The organism is Streptomyces sp. NPDC001393 (assembly GCF_053597455.1).
Genome location: NZ_JBSFIH010000102.1, coordinates 1 through 14,073, shown reverse-complemented (window position 1 = coordinate 14,073; position 14,073 = coordinate 1). Strand labels below are relative to the sequence as shown.

The window sequence follows — 14,073 nt, the reverse complement described above, 5'->3', positions numbered from 1 at the left end:
CAGGGTCGCGATGTCCGCGTAGGCCTTGGTCGTCACCTCGCCGGCCACATGCACCAGGCCGGTGGTGATCAGCGTCTCGACGGCGACCCGGGAGGTCGGGTCCTCACGCAGAAGCGCGTCGAGAATGGTGTCGCTGATCTGGTCAGCGATCTTGTCGGGGTGACCCTCGGTCACGGACTCCGAGGTGAACAGGCGACGGGACACAACGCTCCCTGTGGTTGCAGCGGCTGCTGGCTGATCATTTGCGGCGACGCGCGGGGCTGCGCCCGGCGTCGACCGTGAACAGTTTATCGGTCGCACTCGGCCGATGGGGCACGTGTCTCGCCTCTCGGGAGCGCTGTGACCTGCGGCACGGGCATTCTGCACAATGCCGGGCGGCCTTGGCCAGGGTCGCCACACCCGATTTGATCGGTCTTCGAGCGCGCCGTCAACGGGCCCTCGCGATCCGGCCGGGACCCGCCGGGGGCGCGCCGGCGCGTCAGCCGAGCCGCCGTACGACCAAGTCCCAGACGGTGTCGGCCAGGGCTTCCTTGGGGCCGTGGGGCACGGGCGTCTCGCTGCCGTCGGTGCCCAGCACCACGGCCTCGTTCTCCTCGGAGCCGAACGTTCTGTGCTCCCCCACCTCGTTGACCACGAGCAGGTCGCAGCCCTTGCGGGCGAGCTTGGTGCGGCCGTTGGCGAGGACGTCGTCGGTCTCGGCGGCGAAGCCGACGATCACCTGACCGGGGCGGGCGCGCTCGGCCGAGATCTCCGCGAGGATGTCCGGATTGCGCACCAGGACGATCGGGTCGGGGTCCTGGCCGTCCTTCTTCTTGATCTTGCCGGTGGCGTAGGCCGCAGGGCGGAAGTCGGCGACGGCGGCGGCCATGACCACGGCGTCGGCGTCCGCCGCGGCCTTCAGGACGGCCTCGCGCAGCTGCACGGCCGTGCCGACCGGTACGACGTCCACGCCCGCCGGGTCGGGCAGGCCGGTGTTGGCCGCGATCAGCGTGACCCGGGCACCGCGGGCGGCGGCGGTGCGGGCGAGGGCGTAGCCCTGCTTGCCGGAGGAGCGGTTGCCGAGGAAGCGGACCGGGTCGAGGGGCTCGCGGGTGCCGCCGGCGGAGACGACGACGTGCCGCCCTTCGAGGTCGGGCTCGGTGACGCCGCGGGCCAGCACCCGGCGGCAGACCTCGAAGATCTCCACCGGGTCGGGCAGCCGGCCCTTGCCGGTGTCGACGCCGGTGAGCCGGCCGATCGCGGGCTCGATGACGACGGCACCGCGGCGGCGCAGCGTGGCCACGTTCTCCTGGGTAGCCGGGTGCTCCCACATCTCGGTGTGCATGGCGGGCGCGAAGACGACCGGGCAGCGGGCGGTCAGCAGCGTGTTGGTCAGCAGGTCGTCGGCGAGGCCGTGCGCGGCCTTGGCGAGCATGTCGGCGGTGGCGGGTGCGACGACCACCAGGTCGGCGTGCTGGCCGATGCGGACGTGCGGGACCTCCTGGACGTCGTCCCAGACCTCGGTGGAGACGGGGTTGCCGGACAGGGCGGACCAGGTGGGGGCTCCGACGAAGTGCAGCGCGGAGGCGGTGGGCACCACGCGGACGTCGTGGCCCGACTCCGTGAACCTTCTCAGCAGCTCACAGGCCTTGTAGGCGGCGATGCCGCCGCTGACCCCCAGGACCACCCTCGGCTTGTCCACCATCTCTCCCCGGCTCGGCACTGTACGACTCCATCACACACCACAGGCCCGGCTATGTGCTGCCGGGCCTGTGGATAAGTCGCGACGCGATCTGAAAGTACTACTGCGCCGGGCCCTCGACGGCCTCGGACGTCAGCAGACCCGCGTTGATCTCACGCAGGGCGATCGAGAGCGGCTTCTCGTGGACGTGGGTGTCGACGAGCGGACCGACGTACTCGAGGAGGCCCTCGCCGAGCTGCGAGTAGTACGCGTTGATCTGGCGGGCACGCTTGGCCGCGTAGATCACGAGGCTGTACTTCGAGTCGGTGGCCTCGAGAAGCTCGTCGATCGGCGGGTTGATGATGCCCTCGGGCGCGGTGATGGAAGAGGACACGCTCTACCTTCCGATGGGTGGGAAAAGATCATTCATGATCACACGCTCGTGATCACACAACATCCATCAAGGCTAGCAGCTCGCGCGCCACGTCCTCGACGGAGGTGTTGACCAAGGTCGTGTCGAACTCCGGCTCGGCCGCCAGCTCGGTCCTGGCCGCCTGAAGGCGGCGCTCGATGACCTCGGGCGGCTCGGTGCCCCGGCCGGTCAGCCTGCGCACCAGCTCCTCCCAGGAGGGAGGAGCCAGGAACACCAGCCGGGCGTCGGACATCGACTCCCGGACCTGCCGGGCGCCCTGGAGATCGATCTCCAGCAGCACCGGCTCGCCCTTCTCCAGCCGCTCCAGCACGGCCGCGCGGGGCGTGCCGTAGCGGTTGCCGGCGAACTCGGCCCACTCCAGCAGCTCGCCGTTGGCGATCAGCTTGTCCATCTCGTCGTCAGTGACGAAGAAGTAGTGGACTCCGTGCTTCTCGCCGGGCCGCGGCCTGCGGGTGGTGGCCGACACCGAGAGCCAGACTTCTGGGTGTTCCTTGCGCATATGGGCGACGACCGTGCTCTTGCCGACCCCCGAGGGGCCGGAGAGCACGGTCAGCCGCGGACGTTCACTCATGCAGCGATTATTCCAGCAATCCCGGAGTGCCCGGGACTCCCGGTCCGGCAGGGCCCGGATCAGGAGCCGGTGCTGCCGAACTCACGCTCCAGGGAAGCGATCTGGTTGGAACCGAGACCGCGCACGCGGCGGCTCTCGGAGATGCCCAGACGCTCCATGATCTGCTTGGCGCGGACCTTGCCCACGCCGGGCAGCGACTCGAGCAGTGCGGAGACCTTCATCTTGCCGATGACGTCGTTCTCCTGGCCCTGCTTGATGACCTCGTGCAGGGAGGCGCCGGAGTGCTTGAGTCGATTCTTGACCTCGGCCCGCTCCCGGCGAGCCGCGGCGGCCTTTTCGAGCGCGGCTGCGCGCTGTTCGGGGGTAAGGGGCGGAAGAGCCACGCCTACGTCACCTCGGATGTCGAACTGTCGGATACGGACCGGTGAGGAACCTAGTCGCCCCACACCTGGGGAGCTACGAGCAACACGCTTCGCCCGTTCACTCTGCTCGGAGACTAGCGGTCAAGGCCGCCAGAGTCAGCGAGAACAGCGGAAAAGTCCTGGTCAGCCTCCGCCAGGTCGGACATTTCAGACATAATGCCCCCGATTTGAGGATGTATTCACACTCAAGTCGCCGCCCCGCCGCTCTCCGAGGACCCTTCGGAGGGCTCAGGCACCCGCGACGGCGGCCTGGACCGCCTCCGCGAAGCGCTCCGCGGAGGCGCGCAGGGCCCCCACGTCGGGACCGTGCCGCAGCACACCCCGGCTGACGTTCGGCACGACATTGCGCACGGCCGCCCCGAACACCTTCGGCAGGTCGGCCGCGGTCGCCCCCTGCGCCCCGACGCCGGGCGCGAGGAGCGGGCCGTTGATGGCCAGGTCGTACGACGACAGGTCACCGACCGTCGCGCCCACGACCGCGCCGAAGGAGCCCAGCGGCTCCTCCCCCGCGTTCTCGGCGGCCAGGTGGGCCAGCATGGTCGCGCCCACGCTGCGACCGTCGGCCCGGACCGCGTGCTGGACCTCGGGGCCCTCCGGGTTGGAGGTCAGCGCCAGCACGAACAGGCCCGCGCCGCTCTCCCGGGCCAGCGCGACGGCCGGGCTGAGCGAGCCGTAGCCCAGGTACGGCGAGACGGTCAGGGCGTCGGAGAACAGCGGGGCGTCCTTGCGCAGGTAGGCCTCGGCGTACCCGGCCATGGTCGAGCCGATGTCGCCGCGCTTGGCGTCCATCACGACGAGGGTGCCGGCCGCGCGCGCCTCCTGGACGGTCTTCTCCAGCACGGCGACGCCGCGCGAGCCGAAGCGCTCGAAGAAGGCGCTCTGCGGCTTCATCACGGCGACCCGGTCGGCCACCGCCTCGACGACCGTGCGGCTGAACCGCTCCAGACCGGCCACGTCGTCGTTCAGGCCCCACTCGGCGAGCAGGGAGGCGTGCGGGTCGATGCCGACGCACAGCGGGCCGCGCTCGTCCATGGCGCGGCGCAGGCGGGCACCGAAGGGCTCCATCGGGCTCATGCGGGCTTCCTCACGTCGGCGCCGACCGCGTCGGCGAGGGTGGCGTACGGGCTGGTGCGCAGGCGCGCGGCGAGGCCCTTGTGGATGCTGCGGGACCAGAAGGGGCCCTCGTAGATGAAGGCGCTGTAGCCCTGCACCAGCGTGGCACCGGCCAGGATGCGCTGCCAGGCGTCCTCGGCGGTCTCGATCCCGCCCACGCCCACGAGGGTGATCCGGTCGCCCACGCGCGCGTACAGGCGGCGCAGGACCTCCAGGGAGCGCGCCTTGAGCGGCGCGCCGGACAGGCCGCCCGTCTCCTGCACCAGCGAGGGCGAGGACTTCAGGCCGAGGCCCTCGCGTGCGATGGTCGTGTTGGTCGCGATGATGCCGTCCAGGCCCAGCTCCACGGCCAGGTCGGCCACGGCGTCGATGTCCTCGTCGGCGAGATCCGGGGCGATCTTCACCAGCAGCGGTACGCGCCGGTTGGCGACCGTGCGGTCGGCGGCCTCGCGGACGGCGGTCAGCAGCGGGCGCAGCGCCTCGGTCGCCTGCAGATTGCGCAGGCCGGGCGTGTTCGGCGAGGAGACGTTGACCACCAGGTAGTCCGCGTACGGCGCGAGCCGCTCGGCCGACTTCACGTAGTCGCCGACGGCCTCCGCCTCGGGGACGACCTTGGTCTTGCCGATGTTGACACCGACGACCGTCCTGAAGACCGGCTCCCGGGTCGCGAGGCGGGCGGCGACGGCCAGCGAGCCGTCGTTGTTGAAGCCCATCCGGTTGATCAGCGCGCGGTCCGCGACGAGGCGGAACAGCCGCTTCCTGGGGTTGCCGGGCTGCGGCTCGCCGGTGACGGTGCCGATCTCGACGTGGTCGAAGCCCAGCATGGACATGCCGTCGATCGCGACGGCGTTCTTGTCGAAGCCGGCGGCGAGCCCGAAGGGGCCGTGCATGCGCAGCCCGAAGGCCTGAGTGCGCAGCTCCTTGTGGCGGGGCGCGAGGGCGGCCGCGAGGAAGGTGCGCAAGCCGGGGATGCGCGCCGCGAGACGGATCCACCGGAACGCGAGGTGGTGCGCCTGCTCCGGGTCCATCCGGGTGAAAACCAGACGGAAGAAAAGCTTGTACATGTACGTGTCCTCGTGAAGAGGGGGACACCGTTTCCGGTGTCCCCCTCAGGGCTGCTAGTCGCGGGCCGCGGTCAGGTGTTCCGCGTGTTCCTGGAGCGAGCGGACGCCCACGTCACCGTGGTTGAGGGCGTCGATGCCCTGCACGGCCGCGGCGAGCGCCTGGACGGTCGTCAGGCACGGCACGGACCGGGCGACGGCCGCCGTACGGATGTCGTAGCCGTCGAGGCGGCCGCCGGTGCCGTACGGGGTGTTGACGATCAGGTCGACCTCGCCGTCGTGGATCAGCTGGACGATCGTCTTCTCGCCGTTCGGGCCGGTGCCCTCGGACTGCTTGCGGACGACGGTGGCGTTGATGCCGTTGCGCTTGAGGACCTCGGCGGTGCCGGAGGTGGCGAGCAGGTCGAAGCCGTGGGCGACCAGCTCGCGCGCCGGGAAGATCATCGAGCGCTTGTCGCGGTTGGCGACGGAGATGAACGCGCGGCCCTTGGTGGGCAGCGGGCCGTAGGCGCCCGCCTGCGACTTGGCGTACGCCGTGCCGAAGACGGAGTCGATGCCCATGACCTCGCCGGTGGAGCGCATCTCCGGGCCGAGGACGGTGTCGACGCCGCGGCCCTGGATGTCGCGGAAGCGCGACCACGGCATGACGGCCTCCTTGACCGAGATCGGCGCGTCCAGCGGCAGCTCGCCGCCGTCGCCCGTCCTCGGCAGCAGGCCCTCGGCGCGCAGCTCGGCGATGGTCGCGCCCAGCGAGATCCGGGCGGCGGCCTTGGCCAGCGGCACCGCGGTCGCCTTCGAGGTGAAGGGGACCGTACGGGAGGCGCGCGGGTTGGCCTCCAGGACGTACAGGATGTCGCCGGCCATCGCGAACTGGATGTTGATCAGACCGCGCACACCGACACCCTTGGCGATGGCCTCCGTCGAGGTGCGGAGCCGCTTGATGTCGAAGCCGCCGAGGGTGATCGGGGGCAGGGCGCACGCCGAGTCGCCGGAGTGGATGCCGGCCTCCTCGATGTGCTCCATCACGCCGCCGAGGTACAGCTCCTCGCCGTCGTAGAGCGCGTCGACGTCGATCTCGATCGCGTCGTCCAGGAAGCGGTCGACCAGGACCGGCCGGGACGGGCTGATCTCGGTCGACTCGGCGATGTAGGCGGCGAGGCGGGTCTCGTCGTAGACGATCTCCATGCCGCGCCCGCCGAGCACGTACGACGGCCGGACCAGGACCGGGTAGCCGATCTCGTCGGCGATGGCCTTGGCCCCCTCGAAGGTGGTGGCCGTGCCGTGCTTCGGCGCCGGCAGGCCCGCCTCGGCGAGGACGCGGCCGAAGGCGCCGCGGTCCTCGGCCGCGTGGATGGCCTCGGGAGACGTTCCGACGATCGGCACGCCGTTGTCCTTCAGGGCCTGCGACAGGCCGAGCGGGGTCTGGCCGCCCAGCTGCACGATCACGCCCGCGACCGGGCCGGCCTGCTGCTCGGCGTGGACGATCTCCAGCACGTCCTCCAGCGTGAGCGGCTCGAAGTACAGCCGGTCGGAGGTGTCGTAGTCGGTGGAGACGGTCTCCGGGTTGCAGTTGACCATCACGGTCTCGTAGCCCGCGTCGCTCAGCGCGAAGGAGGCGTGGACACAGGAGTAGTCGAACTCGATGCCCTGGCCGATGCGGTTCGGGCCGGAGCCCAGGATGATGACGGCCGGCTTCTCGCGGGTCGCGACCTCGGTCTCCTCGTCGTAGGCCGAGTAGAAGTACGGCGTCCTCGCGGCGAACTCGGCGGCGCAGGTGTCGACCGTCTTGTAGACCGGGCGGATGCCGAGTGCGTGCCGGACCTCGCGCACGACGTCCTCGCGCAGCCCGCGGATCTCACCGATCTGCTGGTCGGAGAAGCCGTGCCGCTTGGCCTCGGCGAGCAGCTCGGCGGTCAGCTCGGAGGCCTCGGCCAGCTCGTCCGCGATCTCCTTGATCAGGAACAGCTGGTCCACGAACCACGGGTCGATCTTCGTGTACTGGAAGATCTCCTCCGGCGTGGCACCCGCGCGGATGGCTTGCATGACCGTGTTGATCCGGCCGTCGGTGGGACGGCGGGACTCCTCCAGGAGCAGCGACTTGTCACCGGGCACTCCGGTGAAGGCGAACTGGCTGCCCTTCTTCTCCAGCGAGCGCAGCGCCTTCTGGAAGGCCTCGGGGAAGTTGCGCCCGATGGCCATGGCCTCGCCGACCGACTTCATGGTGGTGGTCAGCGTGGAGTCGGCCTGCGGGAACTTCTCGAAGGCGAAGCGGGGAGCCTTGACGACCACGTAGTCGAGCGTGGGCTCGAAGGAGGCCGGGGTCTCCTGGGTGATGTCGTTCGGGATCTCGTCCAGCGTGTAGCCGACGGCCAGCTTTGCGGCGATCTTGGCGATCGGGAAGCCGGTCGCCTTCGACGCCAGCGCCGAAGAACGCGACACGCGCGGGTTCATCTCGATGACGATCACGCGACCGTCCTCGGGGTTCACCGCGAACTGGATGTTGCAGCCGCCGGTGTCGACGCCGACCTCGCGGATGACGGCGATGCCGATGTCGCGCAGGATCTGGTACTCGCGGTCGGTCAGCGTCATCGCGGGCGCGACGGTGATGGAGTCACCGGTGTGCACACCCATGGGGTCGAAGTTCTCGATGGAGCATACGACCACGACGTTGTCGTGCTTGTCGCGCATCAGCTCCAGCTCGTACTCCTTCCAGCCAAGGATGGACTCCTCCAGGAGCACCTCGGTGGTCGGGGAGAGCGTGAGGCCCTGTCCGGCGATGCGGCGCAGTTCCTCCTCGTCGTGGGCGAAGCCGGAGCCGGCGCCGCCCATGGTGAAGGACGGGCGGACGACGACCGGGTAGCCGCCGAGCTGCTCGACGCCGCTCAGGACGTCGTCCATGGAGTGGCAGATCACCGAGCGGGCGGACTCGCCGTGCCCGATCTTGGCGTTGACGGCGTCCACGACGGCCTTGAACAGGTCGCGGTCCTCGCCCTTGTGGATCGCCTCGGGCTTGGCGCCGATCAGCTCCACGCCGTACTTGGCCAGGACGCCGTTCTCGTGCAGCGAGATCGCGGTGTTCAGGGCCGTCTGGCCGCCCAGGGTGGGCAGCAGGGCGTCGGGGCGCTCCTTGGCGATGATCTTCTCGACGAAGTCCGGGGTGATCGGCTCGACGTACGTCGCGTCGGCGATCTCCGGGTCGGTCATGATCGTCGCCGGGTTGGAGTTGACGAGGACGACGCGCAGCCCCTCGGCCTTGAGCACGCGGCACGCCTGGGTGCCGGAGTAGTCGAACTCGGCGGCCTGGCCGATGACGATCGGGCCGGAGCCGATGACCAGGACGGACTGGATATCGGTGCGCTTAGGCACGCTGGCCCTCCATCAGGGAAACGAAGCGGTCGAACAGGTAGGCGGCGTCGTGCGGACCCGCTGCCGCTTCGGGGTGGTACTGGACGGAGAAGGCCGGCTGGTCGAGCAGCTGCAGCCCCTCCACGACGTTGTCGTTCAGGCAGACGTGCGAGACCTCGGCGCGGCCGAACCTGGTGTCGCTGATCTTGTCGAGCGGCGCGTCCACGGCGAATCCGTGGTTGTGCGCGGTGACCTCGACCTTGCCGGTCGTACGGTCCTGGACCGGCTGGTTGATGCCCCGGTGGCCGTACTTCAGCTTGTAGGTGCCGAAGCCGAGGGCGCGGCCGAGGATCTGGTTGCCGAAGCAGATGCCGAACAGGGGCGTCTTCCGCTCCAGGACGGCCGTCATGAGAGCCACCGGGCCATCGGCCGTGGCCGGGTCGCCGGGGCCGTTGGAGAAGAACACGCCGTCCGGTTCGACGGCGTAGACCTCGTCGGCCGTGGCGGTCGCGGGCAGCACGTGCACCTCGATGCCGCGCTCGGCCATGCGGTGCGGGGTCATGCCCTTGATGCCGAGGTCGATCGCCGCGACGGTGAACTTCTTCTCGCCGATCGCCGGGACGACGTACGCCTCCTTGGTCGCGACCTCCTCGTAGAGGCTCGCGCCCTTCATGTGCGGCTGGGCCTGCACGCGCGCGAGGAGCTCGGACTCGGCCGTGATTGCCTCTCCGGAGAAGACGCCGGCGCGCATCGAGCCGCGTTCGCGCAGGTGGCGGGTGAGGGCCCGGGTGTCGATGCCGGAGATGCCGACCACGCCCTGCCGCTCCAGCTCGTCGTCCAGGGAGCGCTTGGCCCGCCAGTTGGACGGCACGCGCGCGGGGTCGCGCACGACGTAGCCGGAGACCCAGATGCGGCTCGACTCGTCGTCCTCGTCGTTCCAGCCGGTGTTGCCGATCTGCGGGGCGGTCGCGACGACGATCTGCCGGTCGTACGACGGGTCGGTCAGGGTCTCCTGGTAGCCGGTCATACCGGTGGAGAACACGGCCTCGCCGAAGGTCTCCCCCACGGCCCCGTAGGCACGGCCGCGGAAGATGCGGCCGTCCTCCAGGACGAGTACGGCGGGAACCCTGGAGGCTCCCCTTGTGGAGGTCGTCATCGTGCGCCTTCCGTGTCGTTGATCAGGTGGTTCAGGGTGTCGACCCACTCGGTGTGCTCGGCCGCGTGGTCGGAGCGGAAGCCGGAGTCGATCAGCTTGTCGCCGAGCGCCCAGGTCACCACCAGCAGTCCGCCCTCGGTGAGGACCTTGCCGGCGATGCCCTTGTCGAGCCGGGCGCCCCGCAGCGCGGCGGTGGGGATGAAGAAGTCGCTCGCTCCGGGACGCTCGACCTCCAGCCCTTGGTCGGTCAGGGTGAGCTCGGCCCGGCTGCGGGTGCCCAGGCCGTGGGCCACGATGCGGTCCAGCCACTGCCCCGCGGTGGTCGAGCCGTGGTAGCGGCCGCTCAGCTCAAGTCTCGCCGGGCCGGTCTGCTCCGGCGCGCTGGGCGGTGCGGGCAGGTCGCTCTGCAGGGTGCCGCGCCACTTCCAGCCCTCGCGCATCAGCCAGTAGACGAGCGCGATGAAGAGCAGGAGTCCGACGAGCCAGCCGATGCGGGCCGGCCAGTCGGTGACCGGGGCCGACTTCTCCGCCCCGGCCAGCAGGATTACAGGTGTCACGTGAGCTTCCCGTCGACGAGCGTGGCCTTGCCCCGCAGCCACGTGTGCGTCACACGGCCCGGCAGCTCACGTCCCTGGTAGGGGGTGTTGCGGCTGCGCGAGGCGAAGCCCGCGGGGTCCACCTGGCCACGGTATTCCGTGTCGACGAGGGTGAGGTTGGCGGGCTCACCAGCCGAGACGGGACGGCCGTGCCCGGTGGCCTGTCCGATCTGCGCGGGCTTGACGGACATCCGGTCGGCTACGCCGGCCCAGTCCAGCAGGCCCGTGTCGACCATGGTCTCCTGGACCACTGACAACGCGGTCTCCAGGCCCACCATGCCCATGGCGGCCGCGGCCCACTCGCAGTCCTTGTCCTCGTGCGGGTGCGGGGCGTGGTCGGTGGCGACGATGTCGATCGTGCCGTCGGCCAGGGCCGCGCGCAGGGCGTGCACGTCGCGCTCGGTGCGCAGCGGCGGGTTGACCTTGTAGACGGGGTTGTACGTGCGCACCAGCTCGTCGGTGAGCAGCAGGTGGTGCGGGGTGACCTCGGCGGTGACGTCGATGCCGCGGGACTTGGCCCAGCGGACGATCTCCACGGACCCGGCGGTCGACAGGTGGCAGATGTGGACGCGGGAGCCGACGTGCTCGGCGAGCAGCACGTCCCGCGCGATGATCGACTCCTCGGCGACGGCCGGCCAGCCGCCCAGGCCCAGCTCGGCGGAGACGACGCCCTCGTTCATCTGGGCGCCCTCGGTCAGCCTGGGCTCCTGCGCGTGCTGGGCGACGACTCCGCCGAAGGCCTTCACGTACTCCAGCGCACGGCGCATGATCACCGCGTCGTCCACGCACTTGCCGTCGTCCGAGAAGACGGTGACCCCGGCGGCCGACTCGTGCATGGCGCCCAGCTCGGCGAGCTTCTTGCCCTCGAGGCCGACGGTGACGGCGCCGATGGGCTGCACGTCGCAGTAGCCGTGCTCCTGCCCGAGCCGGTAGACCTGCTCGACCACGCCGGCCGTGTCGGCGACCGGGAAGGTGTTGGCCATGGCGAAGACGGCGGTGTAGCCGCCGGACGCGGCCGCGCGGGTGCCGGTCAGCACCGTCTCGGAGTCCTCGCGGCCCGGCTCGCGCAGGTGGGTGTGCAGGTCGACCAGGCCGGGCAGCAGCACCTTGCCGCCGGCCTCGACGACCTCCGCGCCCTCGGCGCTGAGACCGGAACCGACCTCGGCGATCGTCTCCCCGTCGATCAGCACGTCCTGCGGCTCGCCGCCGAGCACCTTCGCACCACGGATCAGGATCTTGCTCATGGGTCTTACTTCTCCTCGTTGGTGCGGGCGTGGGTGACGGCAGGCTCGTTTCCGCCGAGCAGCAGGTACAGCACGGCCATCCGGATGGAGACGCCGTTGGCGACCTGCTCGACGGCGGTGCAGCGGTCGGAGTCGGCGACCTCGGCGGTGATCTCCATGCCGCGCACCATCGGGCCGGGGTGCATCACGATGGCGTGCTCGGGCAGCCTGGCCATGCGGTCGCCGTCGAGGCCGTAGCGGCGGGAGTACTCGCGCTCGGTCGGGAAGAAGGCGGCGTTCATCCGCTCGCGCTGGACGCGGAGCATCATCACGGCGTCGCACTTGGGCAGCGCGCTGTCGAGGTCGTACGCCACCTCGCACGGCCAGGTCTCGACGCCGACCGGCACCAGGGTGGGCGGGGCGACCAGGGTGACCTCGGCGCCGAGGGTGTGCAGCAGGTCCACGTTGGAGCGGGCGACCCGGCTGTGCAGGATGTCGCCGACGATGGTGATGCGCCTGCCGGACAGGTCCTGGCCGAGCCCGGCGTCCCGTCCGATCAGCCGGCGGCGCATGGTGAAGGCGTCCAGGAGGGCCTGGGTGGGGTGCTGGTGGGTGCCGTCGCCGGCGTTGATGACCGCCGCGTCGATCCAGCCGGAGTTCGCCAGGCGGTACGGGGCTCCCGAGGCGCCGTGCCGGATGACGACGGCGTCGACGCCCATGGCCTCCAGGGTCTGGGCGGTGTCCTTCAGGGACTCGCCCTTGGAGACACTCGAGCCCTTGGCGGAGAAGTTGATGACGTCGGCGGACAGGCGCTTCTCGGCGGCCTCGAAGGAGATCCGCGTGCGGGTGGAGTCCTCGAAGAAGAGGTTGACGATCGTGCGGCCGCGCAGGGTCGGCAGCTTCTTGATCGGCCGGTCGGCGACCCGGGCCATCTCCTCGGCGGTGTCGAGGATCAGGACGGCGTCGTCGCGGGTGAGGTCGGCGGCCGAGATGAGATGACGCTGCATCTGTCAGGCTCCGTAAGGCAGTTCAGGTCGGGAGGATCGGTGCAAACCGGCGCGGGTACGGGCATGCCGAAGCGGCCCGGCGCCTGACTTGCTACTGGCCGGTCTGCTTCACACCGAGCAGCACGGTGTCACGACCGTCCTCCTCGGCGAGCTGGACCTTGACCGTCTCCCGCAGCGACGTGGGGAGGTTCTTGCCGACGTAGTCGGCGCGGATGGGCAGTTCGCGATGGCCGCGGTCGACCAGGACCGCGAGCTGCACCGCGCGGGGGCGCCCGATGTCGTTCAGGGCGTCGAGGGCGGCGCGGATGGTGCGGCCCGAGAAGAGCACGTCGTCCACGAGGACGACCAGCTTGCCGTCCAGGCCGTCACCGGGGATCTCGGTGCGGGCCAGCGCACGCGGCGGGTGCATGCGCAGGTCGTCGCGGTACATGGTGATGTCGAGCGAGCCGACCGGGATCTTGCGGTCGGTGATCTGCTCCAGTTTGACGGCGAGCCGCTGGGCGAGGAAGACGCCCCGGGTCGGAATGCCGAGGAGCACCACGTCGTCGGCGCCCTTGGCGCGCTCGACGATCTCGTGGGCGATACGGGTCAGCACCCGCGCGATGTCGGGGCCTTCGAGAACGGGCCGCGCATCGGAATGCGGGGTCGCGTGTGAGTCCTGCTTGTCCATACGAAAAGGACCTCCTTCTCCGCCTCACGGGACGGACCTTAAAGGACGCCTGATTTGCGCCATCCACCCTAGCAGGTCACGGGGAGGCCCCCGATCACCCCCCTGGCGTAAGGGGCCGCCACTACCACGGAAGAGTCGGGGTGGACCATTCGGCTTGACGCAGGAGAGTCACGCTGCGTAACCTCACAGTGAGTTACCAGCCGCGCGGCGGGAACACCCTCCGGCCGCGTCGACACAGTGTCCGGGGAGCTATATGTCCAGCGAATACGCCAAACAGCTCGGGGCCAAGCTCCGGGCCATCCGCACCCAGCAGGGCCTTTCCCTCCACGGTGTCGAGGAGAAGTCACAGGGTCGCTGGAAGGCCGTGGTGGTCGGGTCCTACGAGCGCGGCGACCGTGCGGTGACCGTGCAGCGACTCGCCGAGCTGGCCGATTTCTATGGCGTTCCGGTGCAGGAGCTGCTGCCGGGCACCACGCCGGGCGGCGCCGCCGAGCCGCCGCCGAAGCTGGTCCTGGACCTGGAGCGGCTGGCCACCGTGCCGGCCGAGAAGGCGGGCCCCCTGCAGCGCTACGCGGCCACGATCCAGTCCCAGCGCGGTGACTACAACGGCAAGGTGCTCTCCATCCGCCAGGACGACCTGCGCACACTCGCCGTCATCTACGACCAGTCCCCCTCGGTCCTCACCGAGCAGCTGATCAGCTGGGGCGTCCTCGACGCGGACGCGCGCCGCGCGGTGGCGACGCACGAAGAGGCATGACCTCCAGCGCCTGAGCAGAAACGTGCCGCCGGGGTGGCCGGAACTTCACGGTTCCGGCC

Annotated in this window: 14 protein-coding genes; 1 reads left to right on the top strand and 13 read right to left on the bottom strand. The window is 70.3% G+C overall.

What is annotated here, in order from left to right; translation table 11 throughout:
• The 13 genes from ACWC2T_RS44545 to pyrR form a co-directional block, all read right to left on the bottom strand.
• A partial coding sequence (locus ACWC2T_RS44545; protein WP_450676004.1) for an S-adenosylmethionine synthetase N-terminal domain-containing protein occupies positions 1-204 on the bottom strand: 204 nt, incomplete at its 3' end.
• Between the two features lie 274 nt (positions 205-478).
• Complete coding sequence (gene coaBC, locus ACWC2T_RS44540; RefSeq protein WP_450676005.1) at positions 479-1,681, bottom strand: bifunctional phosphopantothenoylcysteine decarboxylase/phosphopantothenate--cysteine ligase CoaBC; 1,203 nt, start codon at positions 1,679-1,681, stop codon at positions 479-481.
• A gap of 100 nt (positions 1,682-1,781) precedes the next feature.
• Entirely contained in the window at positions 1,782-2,054 is a 273-nt protein-coding gene (gene rpoZ, locus ACWC2T_RS44535) for a DNA-directed RNA polymerase subunit omega (protein WP_003982715.1), read from the bottom strand.
• 52 nt (positions 2,055-2,106) lie between these two features.
• The gene (gene gmk / locus ACWC2T_RS44530) at positions 2,107-2,664 is read right to left on the bottom strand and encodes a guanylate kinase (RefSeq protein ID WP_388756303.1); all 558 of its coding nucleotides are present in this window, start codon (positions 2,662-2,664) and stop codon (positions 2,107-2,109) included.
• Positions 2,665-2,723: 59 nt separating this feature from the next.
• Positions 2,724-3,047 (bottom strand): integration host factor, encoded by a 324-nt coding sequence (locus ACWC2T_RS44525; RefSeq protein ID WP_003977346.1) that lies wholly within the window; start codon positions 3,045-3,047, stop codon positions 2,724-2,726.
• 267 nt (positions 3,048-3,314) lie between these two features.
• A complete protein-coding gene (pyrF, locus tag ACWC2T_RS44520) occupies positions 3,315-4,160 on the bottom strand; it encodes an orotidine-5'-phosphate decarboxylase (RefSeq protein WP_450676003.1) in 846 nt (281 codons plus the stop codon).
• Entirely contained in the window at positions 4,157-5,263 is a 1,107-nt protein-coding gene (locus ACWC2T_RS44515; RefSeq protein WP_450676002.1) for a quinone-dependent dihydroorotate dehydrogenase, read from the bottom strand. The genes pyrF and ACWC2T_RS44515 overlap by 4 nt, the downstream gene beginning before the upstream one ends.
• 54 nt (positions 5,264-5,317) lie before the next feature.
• Complete coding sequence (gene carB, locus ACWC2T_RS44510) at positions 5,318-8,626, bottom strand: carbamoyl-phosphate synthase large subunit (protein WP_450676001.1); 3,309 nt, start codon at positions 8,624-8,626, stop codon at positions 5,318-5,320.
• Positions 8,619-9,761 carry a glutamine-hydrolyzing carbamoyl-phosphate synthase small subunit gene (gene carA / locus ACWC2T_RS44505; RefSeq protein ID WP_450676000.1) on the bottom strand — a complete coding sequence of 381 codons (1,143 nt, stop codon included), beginning with the start codon at positions 9,759-9,761 and terminating at the stop codon, positions 8,619-8,621. The genes carB and carA overlap by 8 nt, the downstream gene beginning before the upstream one ends.
• Positions 9,758-10,318, bottom strand: a complete 561-nt coding sequence (locus ACWC2T_RS44500; protein ID WP_450675999.1) for a PH-like domain-containing protein — start codon at positions 10,316-10,318, stop codon at positions 9,758-9,760. The genes carA and ACWC2T_RS44500 overlap by 4 nt, the downstream gene beginning before the upstream one ends.
• Positions 10,315-11,601 (bottom strand): dihydroorotase, encoded by a 1,287-nt coding sequence (locus ACWC2T_RS44495; protein WP_450675998.1) that lies wholly within the window; start codon positions 11,599-11,601, stop codon positions 10,315-10,317. Before ACWC2T_RS44495 ends, ACWC2T_RS44500 begins: the two co-directional genes overlap by 4 nt.
• Before the next feature lie 5 nt (positions 11,602-11,606).
• Complete coding sequence (locus tag ACWC2T_RS44490) at positions 11,607-12,587, bottom strand: aspartate carbamoyltransferase catalytic subunit (RefSeq protein WP_450675997.1); 981 nt, start codon at positions 12,585-12,587, stop codon at positions 11,607-11,609.
• 91 nt (positions 12,588-12,678) lie between these two features.
• Complete coding sequence (gene pyrR / locus ACWC2T_RS44485; protein WP_450675996.1) at positions 12,679-13,257, bottom strand: bifunctional pyr operon transcriptional regulator/uracil phosphoribosyltransferase PyrR; 579 nt, start codon at positions 13,255-13,257, stop codon at positions 12,679-12,681.
• Between the two features lie 253 nt (positions 13,258-13,510).
• Between pyrR and bldD the strand changes: the two genes are divergently transcribed.
• Positions 13,511-14,014, top strand: a complete 504-nt coding sequence (gene bldD / locus ACWC2T_RS44480; protein ID WP_014671524.1) for a transcriptional regulator BldD — start codon at positions 13,511-13,513, stop codon at positions 14,012-14,014.
• Positions 14,015-14,073: the final 59 nt, after the last annotated feature.